Source organism: Thauera sedimentorum (assembly GCF_014489115.1).
Lineage (GTDB): Bacteria > Pseudomonadota > Gammaproteobacteria > Burkholderiales > Rhodocyclaceae > Pseudothauera > Pseudothauera sedimentorum.
In genome coordinates, this window is sequence record NZ_JACTAH010000001.1 from 803,940 (window position 1) to 830,406 (window position 26,467).

26 protein-coding genes are annotated in these 26,467 nt (G+C 68.8%); 18 read left to right on the plus strand and 8 right to left on the minus strand.

The genetic code is table 11. The features are described from left to right. Nucleotides 1–62: 62 nt before the first annotated feature. The 6 genes from mbhE to mnhG are packed head-to-tail and all read left to right on the plus strand — an operon-like array spanning nucleotide 63 to nucleotide 5,955. A complete protein-coding gene (gene mbhE / locus IAI53_RS03595) occupies nucleotides 63–2,786 on the plus strand; it encodes a hydrogen gas-evolving membrane-bound hydrogenase subunit E (RefSeq protein WP_349771886.1) in 2,724 nt (907 codons plus the stop codon). Beyond that, complete coding sequence (locus tag IAI53_RS03600) at nucleotides 2,787–3,197, plus strand: sodium:proton antiporter (protein ID WP_187716767.1); 411 nt, start codon at nucleotides 2,787–2,789, stop codon at nucleotides 3,195–3,197. Then, on the plus strand, nucleotides 3,194–4,690 hold the full coding sequence (locus tag IAI53_RS03605) for a proton-conducting transporter transmembrane domain-containing protein (protein WP_187716768.1): 1,497 nt from the start codon (nucleotides 3,194–3,196) through the stop codon (nucleotides 4,688–4,690). The genes IAI53_RS03600 and IAI53_RS03605 overlap by 4 nt, the downstream gene beginning before the upstream one ends. A 1-nt stretch (nucleotide 4,691) precedes the next feature. Beyond that, nucleotides 4,692–5,183, plus strand: coding sequence for a Na+/H+ antiporter subunit E (locus tag IAI53_RS03610; RefSeq protein WP_187716769.1), 492 nt, complete (start codon nucleotides 4,692–4,694; stop codon nucleotides 5,181–5,183). Further along, a complete protein-coding gene (locus IAI53_RS03615) occupies nucleotides 5,180–5,518 on the plus strand; it encodes an MrpF/PhaF family protein (RefSeq protein ID WP_187716770.1) in 339 nt (112 codons plus the stop codon). Before IAI53_RS03610 ends, IAI53_RS03615 begins: the two co-directional genes overlap by 4 nt. Next, nucleotides 5,515–5,955, plus strand: a complete 441-nt coding sequence (gene mnhG / locus IAI53_RS03620; protein ID WP_187716771.1) for a monovalent cation/H(+) antiporter subunit G — start codon at nucleotides 5,515–5,517, stop codon at nucleotides 5,953–5,955. The genes IAI53_RS03615 and mnhG overlap by 4 nt, the downstream gene beginning before the upstream one ends. Here mnhG and IAI53_RS03625 read toward each other — a convergent pair. The 3 genes from IAI53_RS03625 to IAI53_RS03635 are packed head-to-tail and all read right to left on the minus strand — an operon-like array spanning nucleotide 5,911 to nucleotide 9,178. After that, entirely contained in the window at nucleotides 5,911–6,708 is a 798-nt protein-coding gene (locus IAI53_RS03625; RefSeq protein ID WP_187716772.1) for a PEP-CTERM/exosortase system-associated acyltransferase, read from the minus strand. The genes mnhG and IAI53_RS03625 overlap by 45 nt on opposite strands. 20 nt (nucleotides 6,709–6,728) lie before the next feature. Then, nucleotides 6,729–7,943, minus strand: coding sequence for an ABC transporter permease (locus IAI53_RS03630; protein ID WP_187716773.1), 1,215 nt, complete (start codon nucleotides 7,941–7,943; stop codon nucleotides 6,729–6,731). Between the two features lie 5 nt (nucleotides 7,944–7,948). Next, the gene (locus IAI53_RS03635) at nucleotides 7,949–9,178 is read right to left on the minus strand and encodes an ABC transporter permease (protein ID WP_225433128.1); all 1,230 of its coding nucleotides are present in this window, start codon (nucleotides 9,176–9,178) and stop codon (nucleotides 7,949–7,951) included. Nucleotides 9,179–9,403: 225 nt separating this feature from the next. Here IAI53_RS03635 and IAI53_RS03640 point away from each other — a divergent pair, with 225 nt between their 5' ends. The 3 genes from IAI53_RS03640 (at nucleotide 9,404) to pepA (ending at nucleotide 12,401) form a co-directional block, all read left to right on the plus strand. Beyond that, nucleotides 9,404–10,291: a ThiF family adenylyltransferase gene (locus IAI53_RS03640; protein ID WP_187716774.1), complete on the plus strand. Its 888-nt coding sequence runs from the start codon at nucleotides 9,404–9,406 to the stop codon at nucleotides 10,289–10,291. Next, complete coding sequence (locus IAI53_RS03645) at nucleotides 10,284–11,372, plus strand: nitroreductase family protein (RefSeq protein ID WP_187716775.1); 1,089 nt, start codon at nucleotides 10,284–10,286, stop codon at nucleotides 11,370–11,372. The genes IAI53_RS03640 and IAI53_RS03645 overlap by 8 nt, the downstream gene beginning before the upstream one ends. Nucleotides 11,373–11,552: 180 nt before the next feature. Further along, a complete protein-coding gene (pepA, locus tag IAI53_RS03650; protein WP_187716776.1) occupies nucleotides 11,553–12,401 on the plus strand; it encodes a flocculation-associated PEP-CTERM protein PepA in 849 nt (282 codons plus the stop codon). A 123-nt stretch (nucleotides 12,402–12,524) separates the two neighbouring features. Here pepA and proB read toward each other — a convergent pair whose 3' ends face one another. From proB to IAI53_RS03675, 5 genes are all read right to left on the minus strand, one after another. Then, nucleotides 12,525–13,640 carry a glutamate 5-kinase gene (gene proB / locus IAI53_RS03655; protein WP_187716777.1) on the minus strand — a complete coding sequence of 372 codons (1,116 nt, stop codon included), beginning with the start codon at nucleotides 13,638–13,640 and terminating at the stop codon, nucleotides 12,525–12,527. Between the two features lie 14 nt (nucleotides 13,641–13,654). Further along, nucleotides 13,655–14,857 carry an Obg family GTPase CgtA gene (gene cgtA / locus IAI53_RS03660; protein WP_187716778.1) on the minus strand — a complete coding sequence of 401 codons (1,203 nt, stop codon included), beginning with the start codon at nucleotides 14,855–14,857 and terminating at the stop codon, nucleotides 13,655–13,657. A gap of 76 nt (nucleotides 14,858–14,933) precedes the next feature. Next, on the minus strand, nucleotides 14,934–15,197 hold the full coding sequence (gene rpmA / locus IAI53_RS03665) for a 50S ribosomal protein L27 (RefSeq protein WP_187716779.1): 264 nt from the start codon (nucleotides 15,195–15,197) through the stop codon (nucleotides 14,934–14,936). A 24-nt stretch (nucleotides 15,198–15,221) separates the two neighbouring features. Continuing rightward, on the minus strand, nucleotides 15,222–15,533 hold the full coding sequence (gene rplU / locus IAI53_RS03670) for a 50S ribosomal protein L21 (protein WP_187716780.1): 312 nt from the start codon (nucleotides 15,531–15,533) through the stop codon (nucleotides 15,222–15,224). Between the two features lie 79 nt (nucleotides 15,534–15,612). After that, nucleotides 15,613–17,322: a SulP family inorganic anion transporter gene (locus tag IAI53_RS03675; protein WP_187716781.1), complete on the minus strand. Its 1,710-nt coding sequence runs from the start codon at nucleotides 17,320–17,322 to the stop codon at nucleotides 15,613–15,615. A 188-nt stretch (nucleotides 17,323–17,510) separates the two neighbouring features. On the opposite strand from IAI53_RS03675, the gene hyi reads away from it, so the two are divergent. The 9 genes from hyi to IAI53_RS03715 all read left to right on the plus strand — a co-directional run bounded on the left by hyi (nucleotide 17,511) and on the right by IAI53_RS03715 (nucleotide 26,436). Further along, nucleotides 17,511–18,287 carry a hydroxypyruvate isomerase gene (gene hyi, locus IAI53_RS03680; protein WP_187716782.1) on the plus strand — a complete coding sequence of 259 codons (777 nt, stop codon included), beginning with the start codon at nucleotides 17,511–17,513 and terminating at the stop codon, nucleotides 18,285–18,287. Nucleotides 18,288–18,477: 190 nt separating this feature from the next. After that, complete coding sequence (locus IAI53_RS03685) at nucleotides 18,478–19,998, plus strand: FAD-linked oxidase C-terminal domain-containing protein (protein ID WP_187716783.1); 1,521 nt, start codon at nucleotides 18,478–18,480, stop codon at nucleotides 19,996–19,998. Between the two features lie 35 nt (nucleotides 19,999–20,033). Further along, entirely contained in the window at nucleotides 20,034–20,165 is a 132-nt protein-coding gene (locus IAI53_RS18570) for a hypothetical protein (RefSeq protein ID WP_262407728.1), read from the plus strand. Then, nucleotides 20,162–21,244 (plus strand): glycolate oxidase subunit GlcE, encoded by a 1,083-nt coding sequence (gene glcE, locus IAI53_RS03690; RefSeq protein WP_187716784.1) that lies wholly within the window; start codon nucleotides 20,162–20,164, stop codon nucleotides 21,242–21,244. The genes IAI53_RS18570 and glcE overlap by 4 nt, the downstream gene beginning before the upstream one ends. Nucleotides 21,245–21,246: 2 nt before the next feature. After that, nucleotides 21,247–22,491: a glycolate oxidase subunit GlcF gene (gene glcF / locus IAI53_RS03695; RefSeq protein WP_187716785.1), complete on the plus strand. Its 1,245-nt coding sequence runs from the start codon at nucleotides 21,247–21,249 to the stop codon at nucleotides 22,489–22,491. Between the two features lie 173 nt (nucleotides 22,492–22,664). After that, nucleotides 22,665–23,456 carry a PP2C family protein-serine/threonine phosphatase gene (locus tag IAI53_RS03700; protein ID WP_187716786.1) on the plus strand — a complete coding sequence of 264 codons (792 nt, stop codon included), beginning with the start codon at nucleotides 22,665–22,667 and terminating at the stop codon, nucleotides 23,454–23,456. A gap of 158 nt (nucleotides 23,457–23,614) precedes the next feature. Continuing rightward, a complete protein-coding gene (locus tag IAI53_RS03705; protein ID WP_187716787.1) occupies nucleotides 23,615–24,739 on the plus strand; it encodes an NAD(P) transhydrogenase subunit alpha in 1,125 nt (374 codons plus the stop codon). A gap of 14 nt (nucleotides 24,740–24,753) precedes the next feature. After that, the gene (locus IAI53_RS03710) at nucleotides 24,754–25,056 is read left to right on the plus strand and encodes an NAD(P) transhydrogenase subunit alpha part 2 (protein ID WP_021248654.1); all 303 of its coding nucleotides are present in this window, start codon (nucleotides 24,754–24,756) and stop codon (nucleotides 25,054–25,056) included. Further along, nucleotides 25,057–26,436, plus strand: coding sequence for an NAD(P)(+) transhydrogenase (Re/Si-specific) subunit beta (locus tag IAI53_RS03715; protein ID WP_187716788.1), 1,380 nt, complete (start codon nucleotides 25,057–25,059; stop codon nucleotides 26,434–26,436). Nucleotides 26,437–26,467 lie beyond the last annotated feature (31 nt).

Sequence of the window (26,467 nt, forward strand, 5' to 3'; positions counted from 1 at the left end):
TTGTGGGCCGGGCATGCTCAGGGAGGCTGCATGCGTAACCGGACGGACCGGGGAGGGCTGTCGTGCTGAATGCGGTGCTGGGCATCGTGTTGGCGATGATGCTCGCGCCGGTGCTGTCGCGCGTGCTCGACACGCGGGCGGGCTTTCTGCTCGCACTGGCGCCGCTGGCGGCCTTCGTCTGGTTCGTCCTGCAGGTGCCGGCGATTGCCGCGGGTGGCCAGATGCTCGAGTCGCTGCCCTGGGTCCCGGGGCTGGACATCGCGCTCAGCTTCCGCCTGGACGGCCTGTCCCTGCTGTTCGCCCTGCTGATCAGCGGTATCGGCACGCTGATCGTGCTGTATGCCGGCGCCTACCTCTCCGACCACCACCACCTCGGCCGTTTCTACGCCTATCTGCTCGGCTTCATGGCCTCGATGCTCGGCCTCGTGCTGGCCGACGACCTGGTGGCGATGTTCGTCTTCTGGGAGCTGACCAGCGTCTCCTCCTACCTGCTGATCGCCTTCCAGCACGAACGCGCCGAAGCGCGGCGCTCCGCCCTGCAGGCGCTGCTGATCACCGGCGGCGGCGGGCTCGCGCTGCTTGCCGGTCTGGTGCTGCTGGGGCTTGCCGGCGAGGCCTGGCAGTTCTCCGCGCTGTCTGCGGAGGCCGTGGCCGACCATCCTGCCTGGACGGCGATCGTGGCGCTCATCCTGCTGGGCTGCTTCACCAAGTCGGCGCAGATGCCTTTCCACCTGTGGCTGCCCAATGCCATGGTGGCGCCCACGCCGGTGTCGGCCTACCTGCACTCGGCCACCATGGTGAAGGCCGGTGTCTATCTGCTCGCGCGCCTGAACCCGGTGTTCGGCGGCGAGGACGGCTGGGGCGACGTGCTGGTGGTGGTCGGCGCGGCAACCGCCCTGCTCGGCGCCGTGCTGGCCATCCGCCAGACCGACCTGAAGCGCTTGCTGGCCTACACCACGGTTACCGTGCTCGGCCAGCTCACCATGCTGATCGGCACCAATACGTCTTACGGGCTGCAGGCCTTCGCGGTCTATCTGCTGGCCCACTCGCTGTACAAGGGCGCCCTGTTCATGGCGGCCGGTGCGGTGGACCACGCCACCGGGACGCGGCAGATCACGCGCCTCGGCGGGCTGATCCGCTACATGCCGCTCACCGGTGCGGCGGTGGCGCTGGCGGCCTTCTCCAATGCCGGGCTGCCGCCTTTCTTCGGTTTCATCGCCAAGGAGTTCAAGTATTCCGGGCTCATCGAGTTCGGGCCGCTGGGGTGGGTGACCATCTTGGTGATGATCGCGACCAACGCCCTGTTATTGACCGCCGCCGGGGTGGTGTTCATCCGCGTCTTCCTTGGCCGTCGCGGGCGTTATCCACGCGAGCCGCACGAGGTCGGGCTGCCGATGTGGCTGGGGCCCATGGTGCTGGCCTTGGGTGGTTTCTTCCTCGGTGTGTTCAACAAGCTGCCCGAGGCCTGGGTGGTCAATGCGGCGGTGCAGGCGGTATCGCGCGGGCCGGTGGATGTCGACCTGCACCTGTGGGGCGGCATCACGCCCGCGCTGGCGGCCAGCGCGCTGACCACTGCGCTCGGGGTGCTCGGCTACGTCTATCGCTACGGCTTGCGCCGCTGGCTCAACCGCCTGCGCGTGCTGTGGCGGATCAGCGGCGACCTCATCTGGGATCGCATGCTCAAGCGCCTGTTCGTGTTTGCCGGGGCGATGGCGAGCAGCTTCCAGCACGGCTCGCTGCGCCGGCACATCCTGCTGCTGGTGCTGGTGGCCAGCGGCGTGCTGCTGGCCGCTGCGGTGCCCGCGCTGGGACGATCCGGCGTGGCATGGGACGCTTCATCGCTGTCGCCGGTGGCGGTTGCCGGCTGCCTGCTGGCGGTGCTCGGCGCGGGCGGCGCGGCGGTGATGCGCGGCCGGCTGGCGCTGGTGGCCGCGCTCGGCCTGTCCGGCCTGGGGGTGGCGCTGTTCTTCCTCGGCGCCAACGCCCCCGACGTGGCGATTACCCAGGTCATGGTGGAAACGCTGACCGTGGTTTTCCTCGGGCTGGTGCTGCGGCGCCTGCCGCCGATGCGGGTGGTCGGATCGCGGGCGCCGGTGATCCGTCGCCTCCATGCCCTGGTCGCCGCGCTGTTCGGCGTGGCAGTGAGCCTGGCGCTGATCGCGGCGGTCAGTCAGCCGCTGCCGGGGGATATCGCGTCCTGGCTGCTCGCTGCCAGCTTGCCGCAGGGCCATGGTGCCAATGTGGTCAACGTGGTGCTGGTCGATTTCCGGGCGCTGGACACCCTGGGCGAGATCCTGGTGGTCGCGCTCGCCTGCGCGGCGGCCGGCGCCCTGCTCGGCGAGCGACGCAGGGCGCTGGCACGAGGCGGCCGGCCGGAGTTCGACTCCCCGCTGCTGCGCGAGGGCGTCAAGCCGCTGGCCGGCCTGCTGGTGCTGGTTGCGCTGGTCCTGCTGTGGCGTGGTCACAATCTGCCCGGCGGCGGCTTCATCGGCGCCTTGGTGGCGGCCTGCGCGGTAGTGCTGATCGCGGTCCTGCTCGGCAGTCCGGCGGCACGGCGCCTGCTGCGCGTGGGCGCCTTGCGCGTGTCGGCCTTCGGCCTGGTGCTGGCCGCGGGGGCGGGGGGTATCGGGCTGGCGGCCGGGGCGGACTACCTGACCGGCGCATGGATGTTCCCCGGCGGCCTGCCGCTGGGCACGCCGCTGCTGTTCGACGTCGGGGTGTTCTTCACGGTGTTCGGCGCAGTGGTGCATCTGCTGTTCCGCCTGCTGGAAAGCGAGGAGGGCTAGATGGAGATCGTTGCGGCGCTGACCGTGGGCGTGCTGGTGGCCATCGGCACCTGGATGCTGCTGGACCGCAACCTGGTGCGCGTGGTGCTGGGCGTGGTGGTGCTGGGGAACGCGATCAACATGGCGGTGCTGACCGCCGGCCGCCTGGGCAGCGAGGTGGCGGCCTTCGTGACGCCCGCAGGCGTGCCCGCCGGGGCGGCCAACCCCTTGCCGCAGGCGCTGGTGCTGACCGCCATCGTCATCGGCTTTGCGCTGTTCGCCTTTGCGCTGGTGGTGCTCAAGCGCACCTGGGAGGAGCACGGCAGCACGGAAACCGACCGGATCACCGCGCGCGCGGAAGCGCCTGCGCCCGATCTGCCGGACGAGCCGTCGGTGGCCGCTGCCGGCGGACGTGAGGAGGTGCGCCGATGAAGTTCCTGCTGGTCGCGCCCATCGTCCTGCCCCTGCTGACCCTGATCGCCTGCCTGTTGCTGCGCCGGCGTCATGAGCGTCTGGCGGCGGCGGTCAGCGTGGCCGGCGCCGTGCTGCTGACCCTGGTCGGCGTGGAGCTCGTGGTGCTGGCCGCCTCCGGGGAGATCCTCGCCGGCCAGATGGGCGGCTGGGCGGCACCCTACGGCATCACCCTGGTGATCGACCGCCTGGCGGCGGCGATGGTGGCCATCGCCGGGCTGATCGGCCTGGCCACCGTGGTGTACGGACTGCGCTCGGATGGCGATCCGGCCGGCGGCAAGGATTTCCACTGTTTCGTGCATGGCCTGCTCACCGGGGTGTGCGGCGCCTTCATCACCGGCGACGTGTTCAACCTCTACGTGTGGTTCGAGGTGATGCTGATCGGCTCCTTCGCCCTGATCGTGCTCGGCGGCGGCCCGCGGCGGCTGTCGGGCACGGTGGTGTATCTGTTCCTCAACCTGCTGGCGACGCTGCTGTTCCTGCTGGCGGCCGGCCTGCTGTATGGCGCCACCGGCACGCTCAACATGGCAGGGCTGGCCCAGCAGGCGGCGGCCGGCGGCCTGCCGCCCGGTGCCAGCGTGGCCGTGGTGCTGATGCTGCTCGCCTTCTCGATCAAGGCCGCGCTGTTCCCGGTGTTCGGCTGGCTGCCGGCCTCCTACCACGTGGCCTGGTCGCCGGTCTCGGCGATGTTCGCCGGGCTGCTGACCAAGGTCGGCGTCTATGCGCTGATCCGCCTGGTCACGCTGGTGTGGCCGCAGGCCGGGCCGGCGCACGAGGTGCTGCTGTGGATTGCCTGCGCGACCATGCTGGTGGGGGTGCTGGGCGCGGCGGCGCAGACCGAGGTGCGGCGCATCCTGTCCTTCCACATCGTCAGCCAGGTCGGCTACATGGTGCTCGGCCTGGCGCTGGCCACGCCGCTGGCGCTGGCCGGCGCGGTGTTCTACGTGATCCACCACATCGTGGTGAAGGCGAACCTGTTCTTCGTCGGCGGCGTGGCCGCGCGGATGACCGGCTCGGAGCGGCTGGCCGCCATGGGCGGGCTTTATGCACGGGCGCCGTGGCTTGCCTTGCTGTTCGCCATCCCGGCGCTGTCACTGGCGGGCATTCCGCCCTTGTCCGGTTTCTGGGCCAAGTTCGTGCTGGTGCGTGCGAGCCTGGAGGCCGGCATGTGGCTGGCCGCCACGGTTGCGCTGCTCACCGGGCTGCTGACCCTGCTGTCGATGAGCAAGATCTGGAACGAGGCCTTCCTCAAGGCCCACCCTGCGGGAGATGGCGGCCTGCGCGTTCCGCCCGGTCCGCGCCGGGCCTACGCGGTGATGGCGGGGCTGGGGGCGATCACCGTGCTGTTCGGTCTCGCCGCCGGTCCCTTGTTCGACTACGCCACGGCGGCCGCCGAGCAACTGGTCGATCCGGCCGGCTACATCCGCGCGGTCCTCGGCGGGGGAGGGCACTGAGATGTTCGGCCTGCACATCCTGCTGGCCGCCGGGCTGGCAGCCTTCTCCGGTGGTCTTTCGCCACTCGGCGTGCTGGTGGCCTTCGTGCTGGTATACCTGTTGTTGAAGATGTCCGTGCGCCTGACCGGCCTGCGCGGTTACCTGCTGAGGCTGGAACTCGGGCTGCGCTTTGCCGGCTGGTTCGTGGTGGAGGTCTGCCGCGCCAGCCTGGACGTCGCGCGCCTGGTGCTGGCGCGGCGGGTGGAGGTTTCGCCTGCGGTGGTGCCGGTGGCGCTCGCGCGCGCCGACGACCGGGTGGCGACGCTGATCGCCGCGCTGGTCACGCTCACACCCGGCACGCTGGCGCTGGCCTATCGGTCGGAGAGCCGCACGCTCTACGTCCATGCGCTGGACGCCGGTTCGGCAGCGGAGGTGGAGGAAGGCGTGCGGCGCATCGAGGCGCGCCTGCTCGCCTGGCTGGATGCGGGCGATGGCTTGTGGGAGGCGAAATGACCGTAGACATCGTGGGCGCCGGCTGGGTGCTGCCGCTGGCCTTCTTGCTGCTGGCGATCAGCGCCGTGCTGGTGGCGGTGCGCCTGCTGCGCGGACCGACCGCCCCCGACCGCGTGGTGGCGATCGACGCGCTGGCCCTGCTGGGCATCTCGGTCGTCGGCCTGCTGGCCCTGGCCACTGCCCAGTCCGAATTGCTGGATGTGGCGGTGGTGCTGGCACTGGTGTCCTTCCTTGGGACCACCGCCTTCATGCTGCTGTTCGCGCCGCGCAAGACCGACGCGCAGCGCCGCGCAGGGGAGCTGGCGACCGGCGAACGACGGGAGGGCGACGCATGAACGCATCGATCACCGCCTGGCTGGCGACGGTGCTGATCCTGGGCGGGGCATTGCTGGGATTGGTCGGCGCAATCGGCGTGCTGCGCCTGCCGGACTGCTACAGCCGCATGCATTCGGCCAGCAAGGCCGGCGCGCTGGGGGCGGCCCTGATCCTGGCCGGGGTGGCGGCCGCCAGCAGCGGGGAGGCCGCGCTGGAGGCGATGTTCGCCCTGGTGGTGGTGCTGGCCACTGCGCCGCTGGCGGCGCACGCGGTGTCGCGAGCAGCGCACCGGGTGGGGGTGTTGCCGGAGGTGGGGCCGCTGGGCGACGCACTCGCAGCCGACAAGGGCGCAGCCGGCGAGGCCCAGGCGACAGGCGGGAGCGCACCGGGTGATGCGCCGCCGGGGCAGGACTCAGGGCGGTCCGGGCGGTCCGGGCGGCCGGTCGGTAAGCCGTGATCCGCCGGCGCCGCGTTCGTAGCCGACTTCGATCTCTTCCCGGATCACGCGCCAGATCGGCTTCACGATCATGCGCATGTTCTTGATGATGCCCTGCACGTCCATCATCGACGGCACCCGCAGGCCGCGGTGATCCACGCCCCCGCCGATCTGGCGGATCTCCACCCCGAGCTTGGCGAAATGCGAGGCCAGGCGCGGCTCGGTGAGCACGAACAGGGTGTCGATGCCGCTGCGCGCGGCCAGCGCCACCGCGCCCAGGTAGAGCCCGATGGGGATGTAGGGAAAGCGCGGGCGTTCGGGCAGGCCGAAGTCCTCGTCGTGGATCGACATCTCCTCATGCCCGTCGGCGCGCCGGCGGCGATAGCTGGCGCGCACGGCCAGGCGCGACACCTCGGCGATGCGGTCGCGGGGCAGGCGTGCCGGATCGACGATGCGGCGGTCGATGGTTGCGGCGCAGGTGCGCTCGAACGGCAGCGGAAAATCGGGGTCGTCCGGCCGCGCCAGGACCACGCGCGTGCAGCCCACCGGCCGTTCCGGCTCGGAGTTGGTGGTCAGCAGGCAGTGCAGGCTGTGCGGATCGTACTCGTCGGTTTCGCGGCGGTCCGGGCGTTCGGGCTCGAACTTCAGCTCCTCGCAGTAGACCTCGTGGCGGATGCGGTAGACGCGATCGCGCAGGGGGTCGTCCACCGCCGGCGCGATGCGGAAGTACTTGCGGAAACCGTGTCCGAGGTTGAAACGTTCGAAGAGCAGCATGTTTGAGCTCCCGGAGCCGCTCAGGTGCCCTGTCTCAAGGCCTCAACGACCGGGGTTGCCGAAACCCGGCGCGCCGGGAACAGCGCGGCCAGGACCGTGGCCGCAAAACCGATGAGGAAGGCGGTCAGCACCGTGAGCGGGACGATGCGTATGAAGGCAGTGTAGCCGACGTTCGCGTTGGGTGGCGGGGGCATGGGAATGCCGATCGCGGATATTCCGAGTGCAAGCGTGATGCCGGTCACGACCCCGAGCAGGCTGCCGATCAGGCCCAGCAGCAGGTTTTCCGCGAGGATGAGGCGGAACACGTCGCGCTTGCGGTTGCCCAGGGCCTGCATGGTGCCGAACTCCGGCAGGCGCTCGAAGGCGCTCATGTTCACGCTGTTGGCCACCGACAGCAGCACCATGAACAGGATGATCAGTTGCAGCACGCCGAACTGGCGGTCGTAGAGCTGCAGGGTCTTGTCGTAGAAGTCCGACAGCTGCCGCCAGCTGCGCGCCTCCAGTTGCGCGGGGTCGAGCAGGGCGCCGATGGACGCCATGGCCGCATCGGTGTCTTCGGTGCGGTGCAGGGTGGCCACCAGCACGTTGGCGCCGGGGGTGTACATGAGCTCCTGTGCGGCGGCCAGCGGGATGCGCACCGCGCGCGCGTCGAAGTCCTTGGAGAAGCTCTGGAAAATGCCCACCACCTCGAAATCCAGGGTGTTCAGGGCGCCGTCTGCGGTGTTCATCACCAGGGTCAGCGGATCGCCGGGCTTCACGCTCAGCGAATGGGCCACGCCCTGGCCGAGCAGGATGCCGAAGCTGTCGCGGTCGGTGAGCTGGCGCCCGGCGGTGATCTGCAGATAGGTGCCCAGGCGGGCCTCCTTGTCCGGCTCGATGCCTTCGCCGATGATCGCCAGGTCGCGCCGGCCGTTGTTGAGCAGCCCGGCGAAGTTGAGCCGGGCGGCCACCTCGGCCACCTCGGGCAGGGCGGCGATGCGGCCGGCCAGTTTCTCGGGCTCGTCGATCAGGAAGCGGTCGGGCTGGCGGCTGCCGCGCTCGAGGAAGTCCTTGCGGAAGACCTGCACGTGACCGGTCTGCGAGTGGATGATGGCTTCGCCGAGCTGGTGGAAGATGTCCTGCACGAAGCCGCCGGAGAGGATCAGCCCGCACACCCCGAAGACGATGGCGCCCAGCGTCATCGCGGTGCGCAGCTTCTGGCGGAAGATGTTGCGTAGCGCAAGCTTGAAGAGCATGGCGGCTACCTCTGGTGGCGCAGGGCGTCGACGATGTTCATGCGCGAGGCCTTCCAGGCCGGGAAGATGCTCGCCACCAGGGTGGTGACGAAGGCGAGCAGGAAGGCGTCCAGCGCCAGCGCGGGCGAGATGGCGATCTGCCCGACGTAGCCGCGCGCCATGCCGGGCGGCGGCGGCATCGGGATGCCGATGGCCGACACCAGCGCGCCGAGCGCATGGCCGGCGAGCACGCCGATCACCCCGCCGGCCACCCCCAGCAGCGCGCCTTCGGACAGGAACAGCGCGAGGATGCCGCGCCGGCGCACGCCGATGGCCATTGCGGTGCCGATCTCTCCGGTGCGCTCGATGACCGCCATCGACAGGGTGTTGGAGATCGACAGCACCACGATCAGCGCGATCAGGATGCGCACCACGCCGACCTGGCGGGAGAACAGCTCCACCGTCTTGTTGTAGAAATCCGCCAGATCGGACCACGGGATGATCTCGAAGCGGTCCGCGGGCAGGCGCTGGCCGAGCGCGGCAACCGTGCGCGTGGTGGCGTCGGTGTCGTCGAGCAGCACCACCCAGCTGGTGGCACCCTCCACCCGCATCAGCTGGCGGGCGACCTCGATCGGCGCGCGCAGCACGGTGTCGTCGTAGGCCTTGGTGATGGTGGCGAACAGGCCTGCGACTTCGAGCTCCACCGCGTTGATGCCGCCGTCCGCGGTGGTCGCGAGCAGCACCACCATGTCGCCGGGCTGTGCGCCCAGGTTGGCCGCCAGGCCCTCGCCGAGCAGCACCGATGCGGGCGGCGCATCGGTCAGGTCGCGGCCGGCGACGATGGTGATGGCGCGGGTCACCGGCGCCTCGCGCTGCGGGTCGATGCCCTCGCCCACGAAGGAGATGGTGTCGTCCCCCTTGCTCACCAGGCCGTTGAAGGCGAGGCGGGGGGCGATGGTGCGGAAGCCGCCGTCCGCATCGGCGCCAAGCGCCGCGGTGTCTGCCGGCAGCAGGTAGCTGTAGGGGTCGCCCAGGCCCTCGCGGAAATAGCCCGGCCGGGTGATCTGGATGTGGCCGAGTTGGGAATGGATGGTCGATTCCCGCATGTCCTGGAAGATCCAGTGGATGAAGCCGCCGGCAAGCAGGTAGGCCACCACCCCGCCGCACACCGTGGCCAGCGCCAGCAGCGCGCGGCGGCGCTGGCGCAGCAGGTTGCGGGCGGCCAGGCGGAGGGTCTGGATCAGGCTGGCAATCAATGCTCACCTCGTCGAACAGGTCAATCGCAGCAGGACCGCCATCTTCGTCCGTCCTGCGCCTGAGCGGACAGGGCTCCTGTAGTAGCGGCCTTGGCCGCGATTCTCACGGAGGCCGGCACGGCAATCGCGGCCAAGGCAGCTCCTACGAAAGCGCGGACGGTTTCAACGGCGGAAGGGCTTCTCTATGATAGCTGCAGGATCCGGCGATGACTGAGGAGTTATTCCATGACCGTGGGCTTCGACTACGAGGCGGCCTTCTCGCGCAACATCGGCTGGGTGACCGAGGCCGAGCAGCAGGCCCTGCGCGGCAAGCGGGTGGCGATCGCCGGCATGGGCGGGGTGGGCGGCGTGCATCTGCTGACCCTGGCAAGGCTGGGCATCGGGGCGTTCAACATCGCCGACTTCGACACCTTCGACCTGGTCAATTTCAACCGCCAGGCCGGCGCGATGGTCTCCGCGCTCGGCCGCCCCAAGGTGGACGTGCTGGCCGAGATGGCCGCCGACATCAACCCGGAGCTGGACATCCGGCGCTTTCCGCAAGGTGTGGCGCAGGACAACCTCGATGACTTCCTGCGCGGGGTGGACCTGTACGTCGATGGCCTGGACTTCTTCGCCTTCGATGCGCGCCGCGACACCTTCGCCGCCTGCCACCGGCTCGGCGTGCCGGCGGTCACCGCGGCGCCGCTGGGCATGGGCACGGCCGTGTTGGTGTTCATGCCGGGCGGCATGTCCTTCGAAGACTACTTCTGCCTCGAAGGCTGCGACGAGGACGAGATGGCGGTGCGTTTCCTGCTCGGGCTGTCGCCGGCCATGCTGCAGCGCGGCTACCTGGCCGATCCCTCGCGGGTGAATCTCGCCGAGCACCGCGGCCCTTCCACCATCGCCGCCTGCCAACTGTGCGCCGGGGTCACCGCCACCGAGGCGCTGAAGATCCTGCTGGGCCGCGGCGAACTGCGTCCGGCTCCCCACGGCTACCAGTTCGATGCCTACCGCCTGCGCCTGACGCACACCTGGCGCCCGGGCGGCAACCGCCATCCGCTGCAGCGCCTGGGCTTGTGGATTGCCCGCCGGCAACTGACGAAGATGCGCACCTCCGGAGGCCGACATGGCTGATCGCGACACCCTGACCAAGATCCTGGACCTCGCCCGCTGGGCGCCCAGCGGCGACAACACGCAGCCGTGGCGCTTCGAGATCGTGGCCGACGGGCACATCGCCGTCCATGGCAACGACACCCGCGACTGGTGCCTGTACGACTTCGACGGCCACGCCAGTCACATGGCGCACGGCGCGCTGCTGGAAACCCTGCGCATCGCCGCCACCGGCGCCGGGCTGCGCGCGCAATGGTCGCGTCGTGCGGGGACGCCGGACACCGCGCCGGTGTTCGATGTAAAACTGGCCGACGATCCGGCGCTGGCGGCCGACCTGCTGATCCCCTTCATCGAAACGCGCTGCGTGCAGCGCCGGCCGATGAGGACGACCCCGCTGAGCGCCGCGCAGCGCCGCGCGCTGCAGGCGGCGCCGGGTCCGGGTTACAGCGTCCGCCTGTTCGAATCCGCGGCCGAGCGCCGGCAGATCGCCCGCCTGCTGTGGGACAACGCCCGCATCCGGCTGACCTGCCCGGAGGCCTTTCCGGTGCATAAGGAAATCATCGAGTGGGGCGCGCGCTTCAGCGCCGACCGCATTCCCGAGCAGGCCGTCGGCGTCGATCCGCTGACCGCGCGCCTGATGCGCTGGGTGATGCAGAGCTGGGAGCGGGTGGACTTCTTCAACCGCTACCTGTTTGGCACCGTGGCGCCGCGTGTCCAACTCGACTACCTGCCGGCGATCCGCTGTGCGGCCCATGTGCTGATCTGTCGTGACGTCGCCCCCCGGACACTGGAGGACTACGTCGACGCTGGGGCGGCCATGCAGCGGCTGTGGCTCACCGCCGAGTCGGTGGATCTGCGCCTGCAACCCGAGATGACCCCGCTGATCTTCCGCTGGTACGCGGCCAACCGGCGCAGCGTTTCGCGTTCGCCGGAGGTGGATGCGGGCGTGGCGCAGGTGGGCGCCCAGGTCGATGCGCTGCTCGGCGCCGAGGGGCGGGGCGTGTTCTTCTGCCGGGTAGGCAGCGGTGCGGTGCCGCGGTCCCGCTCGCTGCGCCGGCCACTGGAAGAACTGATGGCGGAAGCCGGTGCCGGGAAGGCGGTTTGACGGTGTCGGCATTCTTTACAGTCGGCTGGCGGGCCAGTTGGTGTCTTGCTGTGGTGATATAAAAATATCTACAAAAACAATGAAGTAGGAGTTGTTAAGGCCGGTGGCACGCATTCTGCTAAATGTTGGTCGAGCGTTCTGAGAAGTCAGGTCCGGACGGTCAGCACTTAGGAGATCGACATGAACATCCGCAAATTGCTTGCTTCGAGCCTCGTCGCCACCGGTCTGGTGATGAGTTCCGCGGCGCAATCGGCAGTCCTCACCAACTGGTATCTCGATGCCGACGGTGCGGGTGGGGCCGGGAGCGCTACCAATATCATCAGCTTCCTCGACATCGTCGGCGGTGCTTACATCACGCTGACGCCTACCGGTGGACTCAGCTTCGATTTCGAGGAGTGGGGTGCAGTACGGTCCACATCCCACGACTTCGGCCTGAGCTACTCCGGTGACCAGACCGCTGAACTCGCCGCGCTGTTCGACGCCACTGGCAGCGGCACCTTCGGCGGTTCGGCCTCCTTCACGGGCGGCACCCTGCACCTGTATTCGATACCGCTCGGTCAGTGGGGCTCCACGACGGGAACCTTCGGTGTGGACGGCACGCCGATCGCGACCTTCGAGATCACTGGCGGCGGCCTGCAGGTCAATCCTGACGGCACCCCGATCGCCAACGGTCAGGTCGAACTGGTGGCGCGGGCCACTTCGATGGATAGCGGCTACTTCTTCTTCGATGCCGGGCTGACCCAGGACATGGCCGATCTGGTCAATGATCCGAACGGTCTGCTGTTCGGCTTCGCAACGGTGAACGCCAACCAGATCCCGACCGCCCAGCTCAACACGACCTTCGCCGACGAGGTCTTCGATTACTCGGGTCTTCCGGGTACCTGGGTGAACGATCCGGCTGACGGTTCCTTCTTCGTCAGCAACAACGGCCAGTTCCGCCTGGCGGTGCCGGAGCCGGGAACGGTGGCGCTGATCGGTATCGGCCTGCTGGGCCTGGGTGTGGCACGTCGCAAGAAGGCTGCCGCCTGACCGGAAGCCGACCAACTCGCCCCTCCGGGGGCGGGTGCAGGAAAGAGAAAAGGGAGCCGCGAGGCTCCCTTTTCTCATGCGCATTCCGGGGGGGCGTAGTCCGGTCCGGCGATGATGGGCGATTCAGCGCACCACCATGTTGTTGCGATGGATCAGTTCCGGCTCGTCGATGTAACCGAGGGTTGCCTCGATCTCGCTGCTCGGCTTGCGCGCGATGCGGCGCGCCTCGGTGCTGTTGTAGTTGATCAGCCCGCGGCCCAGTTCCTCGCCGGCAGCATCGTGCAGCGATACCGCGGCACCCCGCTCGAAGTCGCCCCTGACCTCCAGCACGCCCACCGGCAACAGGCTGCGCCCGGCGCGTAGCGCCGCTGCCGCGCCTTCGTCAAGCACCAGGCTGCCGACCAGTTGCAGGTGGTCGGCCAGCCATTGCTTGCGCGCCTGCAACGGGGTGCTGCCGGCGTACAGCAGGGTGCCCAGGCCGTCGCCGGCCGCCAGGCGGAGCAGGGCGTCGGTTTCGTGGCCGCTGGCGATGCAGGTGTGTGCGCCGCTGCGCGCGGCGCGCTGGGCGGCGCGCACCTTGGTGATCATGCCGCCCTTGCTGATGCCGCTGCCGGCGCCGCCTGCCATGGCCTCGAAGCGGCGATCCTCGGCCTGGCCCTCGCTGATGAGCTCCGCGGCCGGGTCGCGACGCGGGTCGGCAGTGTACAGGCCCTTCTGGTCGGTGAGGATGATCAGTGCGTCGGCTTCGATCAGGTTGGCGACCAGCGCGCCCAGGGTGTCGTTGTCGCCGAACTTGATCTCGTCGGTGACGATGGTGTCGTTCTCGTTGATGATCGGCACCACACCGAGGTCGAGCAGCGTATTCAGCGTGGATCGCGCGTTGAGATAGCGCTTGCGGTCGGCGAGGTCGTCGTGGGTCAGCAGGATCTGCGCGGTGTGCAGACCGTGGCGTGCGAAGATTTCTTCGTAGGCCTCCACCAGACCCATCTGGCCGACCGCAGCGGCGGCCTGCAGGCGGTGCATCTCGTGCGGGCGCTTGGTCCATCCCAGGCGCTGCATGCCGGCGGCGATGGCGCCCGAGGACACCAGCGCCACGCGCTTGCCGGCGCTGCGCAATTGCGCGATCTGGCGGGCCCAGTCGGCCATCGCCTGCTTGTCGAGGCCGGCGCCGTTGTTGGTCACCAGCGCACTGCCGACCTTCACCACCAGCCGGCGGGCATCACGAATCTTCGCTCTCATGGTTCGAACCGGATTCAGTCGCGGGAACGCTGCCCGCCGTACGTATCGTCTGCGTCGTCCTCGAGGTCGGCGTCGTCCTCGTCGAGGCTTTCGTCCTCTTCATCCCCCTCTTCATCGCCGAGCGGACGCGCCCGCTCGGCGAGCAGGGCGGCCTGGGCGGCCTCGTGTGCGGCACGGCGTGCTGCGCGTTCGGCCTCGATGCGCTCGCGCTCGGCGTCGATGAAGTCCTGCAGCGCGTGGATCAGCGCCTGGCAGCCGTCGCCCTTGAGCGCGGAGATCTCGAAGTGGCGGTCGACCGGGCCATAGGCGGCCAGGAAGTCGGCCACGCGCTGCGCACGCTCGTCCTCGGGAATCAGGTCGAGTTTGTTCAGCGCCAGCCAACGGGGCTTGTTGTAGAGCTCCTCGTCGTACTTGCGCAGTTCGTCGACGATGGCCAGCGCGTCGCGTACCGGATCGGCTTCCGGATCGAAAGGCGCCAGGTCCACCAGGTGCAGGAGCACCTGGGTGCGGGCCAGGTGGCGCAGGAACTGGTGGCCCAGGCCGGCACCTTCGGCTGCACCCTCGATCAGCCCCGGGATGTCGGCGATGACGAAGCTGCGCGCTTCACTGGTGCGCACCACGCCGAGATTGGGCGCGAGCGTGGTGAACGGGTAATCCGCCACCTTGGGGCGCGCGGCGGAGACTGCGCGGATGAAGGTGGACTTGCCGGCGTTGGGCATGCCCAGCAGGCCGACATCGGCCAGCACCTTGAGCTCCAGGCGCAGCGCCCGGCGTTCGCCTTCCTCGCCCATGGTGCGCTTGCGCGGCGCGCGGTTCACGCTGGACTTGAAGTGGATGTTGCCCAGTCCGCCCTTGCCGCCGCGGGCGAGCAGGGCGCGCTTGCCGTCCTCGTCCAGGTCGGCAATCAGATCGCCGGTTTCCTGGTCGGTGATCACCGTGCCGACCGGCATGCGCAGCACGATGTCCTCGCCGCCCTTGCCGTAGCAGTCCTTGTTGCCGCCGTTCTCGCCGCGCTGGGCGCGATGGATGCGGGTGTAGCGGAAGTCGATCAGGGTGTTGAGATTGCGGTCGGCAACTGCGTAGACGCTGCCGCCGCGACCGCCGTCGCCGCCGTCCGGGCCGCCGCGCGGCACGAACTTCTCGCGCCGGAAGGAGGCGATGCCGTTGCCGCCGTCGCCGGCGATGACCTCAATGCGCGCTTCGTCGAAAAACTTCATGGGTATGAGCCTGTGATGGCCAAAAACAAAAAAGCCCTACCGCAAGGATAGGGCTTTTCGGACCGGTAAACCGGGATCAGGCAGCAGCGGGCACGATGGTGACGGTGCGGCGCCTTTGGGAACCCTTCACGGAGAACTGGACGGTGCCGTCCTTCAGCGCGAACAGGGTGTGGTCCTTGCCGATACCGACGTTCTCGCCCGGGTGGTACTGGGTGCCGCGCTGGCGAACGATGATGTTGCCTGCGAGGACCTGCTGACCGCCGTAGCGCTTGACGCCGAGTCGTTTGGATTCTGAGTCGCGACCGTTACGGGAACTGCCGCCAGCTTTTTTGTGTGCCATGACGAATTACCTCCTGGTCTTGACTTAGGCCGAAATCGCTTCGATGCGGATTTCGGTGTAGTTCTGGCGATGGCCCTGGTGCTTCTGGTAGTGCTTGCGACGACGCATCTTGAAGATCTTGATCTTGTCGTGACGGCCGTGGGAAACCACAGAAGCCTTGACGGTAGCGCCGGAAACCACCGGGGTGCCGATCTTGACCGACTCGCCCTCGCCGACCATGAGAACCTGGTCGATGGTGATTTCGGAGCCCACGTCTGCCGGTATCTGTTCTACCTTGATCTTTTCGCCGGTGGTGACGCGATACTGCTTGCCACCGGTTTTTATCACCGCGTACATGGTGTTGCTCCAGTTGATAGGTGTTGCGAAGAATCGCGCACTTTAGTGAAAAAAGCCTTATCGGTCAATAGCGAGGCGCCTACCCGAGGTCGGCCTCGTTGTCCAGGGTGGGCAGCAGGGCGTCCAGGGCCTGCTGCTCGGTGCGGAACTCGCTTTCGGGAGAAAGACGCTCCCACAGACCGTCGCGTTCCATCGCGTCTATCACCTGCTTCTTCAAGCCGCAGAAGGCCATGCGCTGGCGCTGGGTGCGCAGGCGCTCGACCAGACCGTTGAGCGTATGCAGGCCGGTGGCGTCGATGTCGTTGATGCCCGCGCCGGACACCAGCACCACGCGCACATCTTCCTGGGCGCGGACCGCACGCAGCATGCCCTCCTCGAAGGTCGCAGCGGTCACGAAGGTGAGCGGGCTGTCGAAGCGCAGGATGACGAGCCGGGGGTGAGGGTGTTCCAGCCCGAAGCGCTCGAGGTCGCGGTAGGTGCCGTCCGGATGCAGGCCCAGCAAGGCGATGCGGGGCTTCATGCCGCGGTAGAGCATCAGCGCGAGCGAGAGCAGCAGGCCGGTGAGGATGCCGTTCTGGATGTTGGGCGCGAAGGCCAGGGTGGAGACGAAGGTGAGCACCGCCGCCAGGCCGTCGTTGCGATTGGCCCGCCAGGCACGCGACAGCGCGCCGAAGTCGATCAGGTTGGCGACCGCCTGCAGGATCACCGCCGCCAGCACCGGCACCGGCAGGTGCCACAGCAGGGGCGTGAAGTAGAGCAGGGCGAGCAGCACCAGTGCGGCGGTGATCAGCGAGGAGAGCCCGGTCTGCGCGCCGCTGGCGTGGTTGAGTGCGGAGCGCGAGAACGAGGCGCTGACCGGCATCGAGCCGCAGGCCGCGGCGGCGATCTTTGCCAGGCCCTGGCCGATCAGTTCCTGGTTCTGCCGCCAGGGCTGGCGCGTCCTGCCCGAGATCAGCCGGGCACTGGAGGTGACCTCCATGAAGCTCACCAGCGCGATCACGAAGGCGGCAGGGAGCAGGGTGACCGCGGCACCGAGGTCCACCTCGGGCACGGCCAGGGTCGGCAGCCCCGCCGGAATCGCGCCGACCACCCGTCCGCCACCTGCCTCGAAGCCGATCAGCGCGGAAAGCGCCGTGGCTGCGGCAACCACCAGCAGCACGCCGGGCAGGCGCGGCAGCAGGCGGCGCAGCGCGACGAGCGTGGCCAGCGCACCCAGGCCGAAGGCGGCGGAGGGCAGGTGCAGGGCGTCGAGCCGCGCAAGCGCGCCCGCGAGGTCGGTCAGGAACTGGTCGCTGCGCGCCATCGACAGGCCGATCAGGGGTGGCAGCTGCGAGAGGCAGATGATCAGCGCGGCGGCATTGACGAAGCCCATCAGTACCGGATGCGAGAGCAGGTTGAGCAGCCAGCCCAGGCGCAGCCCGCCGAGGGCAAGCTGGATCAGCCCGGAGAGCAGCGCCAGCAGGATGGCCAGGGCGACGAACTCCGGGGTCTCGGGGCGCGCCAGGGGCAGCAGGCTGGCGCCGGTGAGCAAGGCGGTGAGCGCCACCGGGCCGGTGGACAGCTGTCCGCAGGAGCCGAACAGCGCGCCCACCACCGCGGGCAGCAGCGCGGCGTACAGGCCGATGTAGGGTGGCAGCGAACCGAGTTGGGCGTAGGCCAGCGATTGCGGCACCATCACCAGCGCCACCGTGACGCCGGCGATCAGGTCGCCGCGCAAGGTCGCGCCCGACCACTGGCGGGGCCAGGCGAGGAAGGGCAGCAGGCGTTCGAGCAGCGGGACGGGGCGCATGGGCTGCGGCGTGCGGCCAGAAGGAAAGTGCGGAATGTTAGCAAACCCTGTTGTGCGCGTCCGTGGGAGCGGCCTTGGCCGCGATGCAGCCTATGGGAAACCACCGCCGCATCGCGGCCAAGGCCGCTCCTACGCATTCTTGGCGCAGAATCATGGCTTCGTCGAACCACGCAGCCGAGATCCGCGCCATGCCCCGTTTCAGCGCCAACCTGTCCTTCCTCTACCAGGAACTGCCCTTTCTCGAGCGCTTCGCCGCGGCCGCGCGCAGCGGCTTTCGCGGCGTCGAGTTCCACTTCCCCTATGAATGGCCCGCCGACCAGGTGGCGCGCGCGGCGCGCGAGGCCGGCGTCGAGGTGGTGCTGTTCAACTTTCCGGCTGGCGACTGGGCGGCCGGCGAGCGCGGCCTGGGCTGTCTGCCCGGGCGGGTGGCGGAATTCCGTGCCGGCGTGGCGCGCGCGCTCGACTACGCACGCGTGCTCGGCTGCCGGCAGCTCAACTGCCTGGCCGGCATCGCACCGGCCGAGGCCGCGGCCGGCGAGCTGTTCGATACCTTGGCCGACAACCTGCGCCATGCCGCCGATGCGGCCGCGGCGCACGGCATCCGCGTGCTCGCCGAGCCGCTCAATACGGTGGATACGCCGGGCTTTTTCCTCAAGCACACGGCGCAGGCGGCGACGCTGATGGAAGCGGTCGGGCGCGACAATGCCTTCATCCAGTACGACATCTATCACGCCCAGGTCATGGAAGGCGACCTCGCGCGCACGCTCGCCCGCCACCTGCCGCGCTTCGGCCACATCCAGTTTGCCGACAACCCCGGGCGCGGCGAGCCGGGCAGCGGCGAGATCAACTTCCCCTGGCTGTTCGCCGAGATCGACCGCCTGGGTTATGCCGGATGGGTCGGTGCCGAGTACCGCCCGCGCGGCGCGGACACCGAATCCGGGCTGGGCTGGCTGCAGGGGTGGTGAAGGCGCGCCGTGCATGGTGGATTGCCCCAATGGCCGGTGCTGGTGAGCGCGCGTAGCATCGCTGCGCAGTTGTAGGAGCGGCCTTGGCCGCGATGCGGCGGTACGGAACCGAGCGCGATGATCGCGGCCAAGGCCGCTCCTGCAGGAATGAACGGACCGCCCGGAGGCGGTCGCAACTGGATCGAGAACCATGTCGGAAACCCAAGTCCTGCCCGACGAGCCGCTCGCCTCCGAGCGCGAAGCCGATTTTTCCGCGGTGGACAAGGCGCGGCTGATCGAGGCGCTGGCGCGTGTGCTGCCGGTGGGCGCGCTGATGTACGACCCGGAGGACCTGCGTCCCTACGAGTGCGACGGCCTCACCGCCTACCGCGCAGTGCCGCTGGCGGTGGCCCTGCCGGTCACCGAGGAGCAGGTGGTGGCGGTGCTGCGCGCCTGTCACCAGATGGGCGTACCGGTGGTGGCACGCGGGGCGGGTACCGGGCTGTCGGGCGGGGCGCTGCCGCACACCCGCGGCGTGCTGCTGTCGCTCGCGCGCTTCAACCGCATCCTGCATCTGGACCCGCATTCGCGTACCGCGGTGGTGCAGCCCGGCGTGCGCAACCTGGCGATTTCGGAAGCCGCCGCACCGCACGGCCTGTACTACGCGCCCGACCCCTCGTCGCAGATCGCCTGCACCATCGGCGGCAACGTGGCGGAGAACGCCGGCGGCGTGCATTGCCTGAAATACGGCCTCACCGTGCATAACCTGCTGCGGGTGCGCGGGGTGAGCATCGAGGGCGAGATCGTCGAGATCGGCAGCCACGCGCTGGACAGCCCGGGCTACGACCTGCTCGCGCTGATGACCGGCTCCGAGGGCATGCTGGCGGTGGTCACCGAGGTCACGGTGAAGCTGACTCCGAAGCCGGTGCTCGCACAATGCGTGCTGGCGGCCTTCGACGACGTGCTCAAGGCGGGCGACGCGGTGGCGGCGATCATCGCCGCCGGCATCATTCCGGCGGGCCTGGAGATGATGGACCAGCCGGCTACCGCCGCGGTCGAGCAGTTCGTGCATGCCGGTTATCCGCTGGACGCCAAGGCCATCCTGCTGTGCGAGTCCGACGGCACGCCCGAGGAAGTGGCCGAGGAGATCGCGCGGGTGCGCGCGGTACTCGAGCAGGCCGGCGCCACCGAGATCCGCGTCTCCAGCTCGGAAGCCGAGCGCCTGAAGTTCTGGGCCGGACGCAAGGCGGCCTTCCCGGCCGCGGGGCGGATCTCGCCCGACTACCTGTGCATGGACGGCACCATCCCGCGCCGCCGCCTGGGCGAGATGCTGGAAGCCATCCAGGCCATGGAAGGCAAGTACGGCCTGCGCTGCATCAACGTGTTCCACGCCGGCGACGGCAACCTGCATCCGCTGATCCTGTTCGATGCCAACCAGCCCGGCGAGCTCGAACGTGCCGAGCACTTCGGCGCGGAGATCCTCGAGCTGTCGGTGACCCTGGGCGGCACGATCACCGGCGAGCACGGGGTGGGCATCGAGAAGATCGGCCAGATGTGCTCGCAGTTCGCCACTGCCGAGATCGCCCAGTTCTTCCGCGTCAAGGCGGCCTTCGATCCGCCCGGGCTGCTCAATCCGGGCAAGGCCATCCCGACGCTGAACCGCTGTGCCGAATACGGGCGCATGCACGTCAAGGAAGGCCACGTCCCGTACCCGGACATTCCGCGTTTCTGAGCGGGCGCCACACGGCTCCCGTGTCCGCCGAAACGATGAACAAGGCCTGGATCCAGTTCCTGCTGGTCGCGGTGCCGGTGCTCTCGCTGGTGGGCGCCTGGCTCGCCCTGCGCGTGGTCTCGCGGCGGCACACATCGAACATCCGAAAGAAGGCATCTGAGAAATGAGCGACAGTCTCGACACCATCCTGACCGAGTGGTCCGAGCGCATCCGCGCCGCGGCGGCCGACGGCACCGCGCTGCAGCTGCGCGGTGGCGGCACCAAGGACTTCTACGGGCGCAGCCCGCGCGGCGAGCGCTTCGACACCACCGCCTACCGCGGCATCGTCAGCTACGAACCCACCGAGCTGGTGGTCACCGTGCGCGCCGGCACGCCGCTGGCCGAGCTTGAGGCCGAACTCGCCACGCGTGGGCAGATGCTCGCCTTCGAACCGCCGCATTTCGGCAGCGGCGCGACCGTGGGCGGTGCGGTATGCGCTGGCCTATCCGGGCCGCGCCGTGCCGCGGTCGGCGCACTGCGCGACTTCGTGCTCGGCGTGAAACTGGTGGACGGCCGCGGCGAGCTGCTGCGCTTCGGCGGCCAGGTGATGAAGAACGTCGCCGGCTATGACGTCTCGCGCCTGGTGGCCGGCAGCCTGGGCACGCTGGGCGTGCTGGCCGAGGTCTCGCTCAAGGTGTTGCCGCGCCCGGTGGCCGAAGCCTCGCTGCGCTTTGCGATGAACGAGATGGAGGCGATCGACCGCCTCAACGCCTGGGGCGGCCAGCCGCTGCCGATCTCGGCTTCCGCCTGGGCGGACGGCGTTCTGACCCTGCGCCTGTCCGGCGCCGAGGCCGCGGTGCAGGCCGCGCTCGCCTCCCTGGGTGGCGAGCGCGTGGGCGAGGACGAAGCCGCCGCCTTCTGGCAGGGGGTGCGCGAGCAGAGCCTGCCGTGGTTCGGCGCCGATGTGGCCGGCGGTGCGCTGTGGCGCCTGTCCATGCCCAGCGCCGCCGCACCGCTCAAACTGGCCGGCGAACAGTTCGTCGAATGGGGCGGCGCGCAGCGCTGGCTGCGCACCGGCGAGACGGCCGAGCGCATCCGCGAGCGCGCGGTGCAACTGGGCGGTCATGCCACGCTGTTCCGCGGCGACCACGCCGGCGCGGTCTTCCACCCGCTGCCCGCGCCGCTGCTGACCATCCATCGCCGACTCAAGAACGCATTCGATCCGGCCGGCATCTTCAACCCCGGTCGCCTCTACCAGGAACTCTGACCATGCAGACCCAGCTTGCCGACTTCATTCGCGACACCGCCGAGGGACGCGAGGCCGACGAGATCCTGCGCAAGTGCGTGCATTGCGGCTTCTGCACCGCTACCTGCCCGACCTACCAGCTGCTCGGCGACGAACTCGACGGCCCGCGCGGGCGCATCTACCTGATCAAGCAGGTGCTCGAAGGCCAGCCGGTCACCGAGAAGACCCGTCTGCACCTCGACCGCTGCCTGACCTGCCGCTCCTGCGAATCCACCTGTCCGTCCGGCGTGCACTACAGCCGCCTGGCCGACATCGGCCGCCATGTGGTCGAGGCCCGCGTTCCGCGCCGTGGCACCGATCGTGTGGTGCGCTGGGCGCTGCGCGAGTTCGTGCCGCGCACCCAGCTCTTTGGCATGGCAATGAAGGCCGGGCGCATGGTGCGCGGCCTGCTGCCCGAAACCCTGCGCGCCAAGGTGCCGCTCGCGCGCCCGGCCGGCCCCTGGCCGCGCCCGCGCCACGAGCGCCGCATGCTGGCGCTGGCCGGCTGTGCGCAGCCCGCGATGGCGCCGTCGATCAACGCCGCCACGGCGCGCGTGCTCGACACCCTGGGCATCTCGCTGGTCGAGCAGGCCGGCGCCGGCTGCTGCGGCGCGGTGCGCTTCCACCTCAACGACCAGGACGGCGGACGGGCCGACGCGCGGCGCAACATCGACGCATGGTGGCCGCTGGTCGAGCGTGGCGAGATCGAGGCCATCGTCATGACCGCCTCGGGCTGCGGCGTGCAGGTCAAGGACTATGGCCACATGCTGCAGGGCGATCCGGTCTATGCCGATCGTGCGCGGCGCATCAGCGAACTCACCGTCGATGTGAGCGCTGTGGTGGCGGCCGAGGCCGACCGCCTGAGCGCGCTGCTCAAGGGGCGGCGCAACGAGGTGGTCAAGGTGGCCTGGCATGCGCCGTGCACCCTGCAGCACGGGCTGAAGATCCGCGGTGTGGTCGAAGGCCTGCTGGTCACTGCCGGCTTCGAGCTGGTGCCGGTGCGCGACGCCCATCTGTGCTGTGGCTCGGCTGGCACCTACTCGCTGCTGCAGCCGGAGCTGTCCACGCAGCTGCGCGACAACAAGCTGGCTGCATTGTCCGAGGGGGGCGCGACCCTGATCGCTTCGGCGAACATCGGCTGCATCTCGCATCTGCAGGGTGGCACCGAGCTGCCGATACGCCATTGGATCGAGCTGGTGGACGCCCGTCTCAACGGGTTTGCGATCTGATAGCGCTTTAGTCGTAATCTGGCGGGGCGTCGCGGGCATGATTCGGCCTGCTTGAGCGAGCGTGACATTTGTCACGCTCCGGGGCTTCATTCGCCGAATCCGCCCGCCTGCAGACGCCCCAGTTCGGGGCGTCGTTGCTATGATTGGCGACGTTCACCATCGGGCTCCGATCAATGCCGCTCACCATAGAAACCTGCGTAGCCCGACACACCGGAGACCGCAAGGAACAGCAGGACCGCGTGGCGCTTTTCGCCCATCCGAGGATGTCCGGAACGATGCTGGCAGTGCTTGCCGACGGCATGGGCGGCCACTCGGGCGGCGCCATGGCGGCCGAGCAGGTCTTGCTCAAGGCCAAGCAGAATTTCGAGGCCTATGCTCCGCGCTCGGAAACGCCGGAGCACCTGCTCGCCAGCGTGGTGAATGAGGCGCACCTGGTGATCAAGCTCACCCGCTTCACCAGCGAGCAGGACCCGCACAGCACCGCGGTGGTGTTCATGCTGCAGCCCGGGCGCGCCGACTGGGCGCATTGCGGTGACTCCCGGCTATATCACTTTCGCGGTAGTCAACTGGTTTCCCGGACACAGGATCACTCCCTGGTCGGCGAGATGCTGCGCAGCGGCAAGATCGACGAGGAGGCCGCACTCAAGCATCCCCAGCGCAACGTGCTGCTGTCCTGCCTGGGCAGCGAGCGCGAACCCAGGATAGGACATGGAAATCAGGCGCCGCTGATGGCCGGGGATAGCTTCCTGCTGTGCTCGGATGGCCTGTGGGGTTATTTTTCCGACGCGGAACTGGGTGCCGCAGTGGCCGGCATGCCCCCGCGTGAGGCAGCCCAGAAGCTGATTTCCCAAGCACGCGAGCGTGCGGGCGGCTACGGTGACAACATCACCGTGGCGATCGTCAGGCTGGTGGAGGCACCGGCGCGCAACGGCAACGGCAACGGAAACGGTGCCGTCCGACGCTGACGAAGCGCTGCGGCGGGTATGAGTGGTTGCGCATATCATTAATATCAGTAATATCTGATGAGCGCCGCGTGCACCGGGACGGTGTGCGAGAGGGAGACATAACAAAAGGCAGGGACGGCGCGCATCCTTTCACACCCATCGACAGGGAGGAACGCCTCATGCCTCTGATTCTCGGAGTGCCTGCGGAAACCATGCCCGGCGAACGACGCTTGTCGGTCGTCCCGGACGTGGTGAAAAAATACCAGGGGCTCGGCGCACAAGTGCTGATGCAGTCCGGTGCCGGCGTGCCGGCGCATTATCGCGACGAGGCCTTTGCCGGCGTCGAGTTCGCTGCCGACGCCCCGGCGCTGTACGCCGCGGCCGACGTGCTGCTCTGTGTGCAGCCGCCCACCGCCGAACAGATCGGCGCGATGAAACCGGGCAGCGTGCTGCTCGGCATGCTGCAGCCGTGGGGCGACGCCGATCGCGCGAAGCTGCTGATGGACAAGCAGATCACCGCCTTCGCGCTGGAACTGCTGCCGCGCATCACCCGCTCGCAATCGATGGACGCGCTGTCCAGCCAGGCCGCGGTGGCCGGCTACGAATGCGCGCTGATCGCCGCCGACCACAGCCCCAAGTTCTTCCCCATGCTGACCTACGCCGCCGGCACCATCCGCCCGGCCAAGGTGCTGGTGATCGGCGCCGGGGTGGCCGGCCTGCAGGCGATTGCCACCGCGCGGCGCATCGGCGCCATGGTCGAAGCCTACGACGTGCGCCCCGAAACCCGCGAGCAGGTCGAATCGCTCGGCGCCAAGTTCGTCGACACCGGCGTGTCGGCCGCGGGCAGCGGCGGCTATGCGCGCGAACTCACCGACGAGGAACGCGCCCAGCAGACCGAACGCCTCGCCAAGGCGGTGGGCCAGTGCGACGCGCTGATCACCACCGCGGCGATTCCCGGCAAGCGCGCGCCCAAGATCATCAGCGCCGACATGATCCGCCGCATGAAACCCGGCGCGGTGGTGGTGGACATGGCCGCCGAGACCGGCGGCAACGTCGAGGGCACGGTGCCCGGCGAGAAAACCTGGATCGACGACGTGCTGGTGATCGGCCCCATGCACATCGCCAGCCGCATGCCGGTACATGCCTCCGAGATGTACGCCAAGAACCTCTTCAACTTCATCTCACCCTTCATCAAGGACGGGGCGCTTGCGCTCGACTGGGAGGACGAGGTGATGGCCGGCTGCTGCCTCACCCATGCGGGTGAGCTGCGCCATGCCGGCGTGAAGCAGGTTCTGGGACTTTGACCGGGGAGGCACACATGGACGGCATTACCGCTTTGTATATTTTCATGCTGGCCGCGTTCACCGGTTACGAGGTGATCTCGCGCGTGCCGGTGATCCTGCATACGCCGCTGATGAGCGGCTCCAACTTCGTGCATGGCGTCGTGCTGGTCGGCGCCATGGTCGTGCTCGGCCACGCCGATCCGGAGGATCCGCTGCAGCTGGCGATCGGCTTCGTCGCGGTCTTCCTCGGGGCGGCCAACGCGGCCGGTGGCTACGTGGTCACCGAGCGCATGCTGGCGATGTTCAACAAGGGTGACAAGAAGAAGGAGGGCGCCTAAATGTTGAACGGATTCATTCAATTCTCGTACTTCGTCGTGGCGGTGGTGTTCATCCTCGGCCTCAAGGCGATGAGCTCGCCGGTGACCGCGCGCAAGGGCATCGTCTGGGCCGGCTGGGCGATGGTCGCGGCCACCCTGGTCACGCTGCAGACGCCGGGCATGCAGAACTACGGCCTGATGATCCTTGCCATCGTGCTCGGCGGGGCGCTGGCCTGGTGGTCGGGCAAGGCGGTCAAGATGACCGACATGCCGCAGATGGTCGCCATCTACAACGGCATGGGTGGCGGAGCGGCGGCGGCGATCGCGGCGCTGGAGTTCGCGCGCGGCGAGGTGCACGGCACGGTAGTGGCCACGCTCGCGGTGCTGGGCGCGCTGATCGGTTCGGTGGCGTTCTCCGGCTCCTGTGTGGCCTTCGCCAAGCTGCAGGGCATCATGAAGAAGGCCTTCCGTCTGCCGCAGCAGAACAAGGTGAACATCGCCCTGGCCGCGGTCACCGCGCTGCTTGGCTTGGCGATCATCGCCTCCGACACCCCGTCGGGTTCGCTGATCGTGCTGTTCTTCGTGCTCGCGCTGGTGCTCGGTGTGATCCTCACCAGCCCGATCGGCGGCGCCGACATGCCGGTGGTGATCTCGCTCTTGAACGCCTTCACCGGCCTGGCGGTGGGCTTCGAAGGCTATGTGCTGGGCAATCCGGCGCTGATCGTCGCGGGCATCGTCGTCGGTGCCTCGGGTACGCTGCTCACCCAGCTGATGGCCAAGGCCATGAACCGGCCGATCTCCAACGTCATCTTCACCCCGCTCACCGGTGCTGCCGCGGGCGGCGAGGGTCAGGAGATCGAGGGCACGATGAAGGAGTTCTCGGCGCTCGATGCCGCCTCGGTGATGCGCTACGCGAGCAAGGTCATCATCGTGCCGGGCTACGGCATGGCGGTGGCCGGCGCCCAGCACAAGGTGTGGGAGATGGCGCAGTTGCTCGAAGAGGGCGGGGTGGAGGTGGCCTTCGCCATCCACCCGGTAGCCGGACGCATGCCGGGGCACATGAACGTGCTGTTGGCGGAAGCCGGGGTGCCCTACGACAAGATCTTCGATCTCGAGGAGATCAACGCCGACTTCCCGCAGGCCGACGTGGCGCTGGTGATCGGCGCCAACGACGTGGTGAACCCGGTGGCGCGCACCGACAAGAGCAGCCCGATCTACGGCATGCCCATCCTCAACGTGGACATGGCGCAGAACGTCATCGTCGTGAAGCGCGGCAAGGGTGCGGGCTACTCGGGCATCGAGAACGCGCTGTTCTACAAGGACAACTGCCGCATGCTGTACGGCAGCGCGCAGCAGGCGATTGCCGAGGTGATCACCCACGTGAAGGCGCTGGAAGCCTGACGCGTGCCGGCGCGCGGCGTCCCTCGTGGCG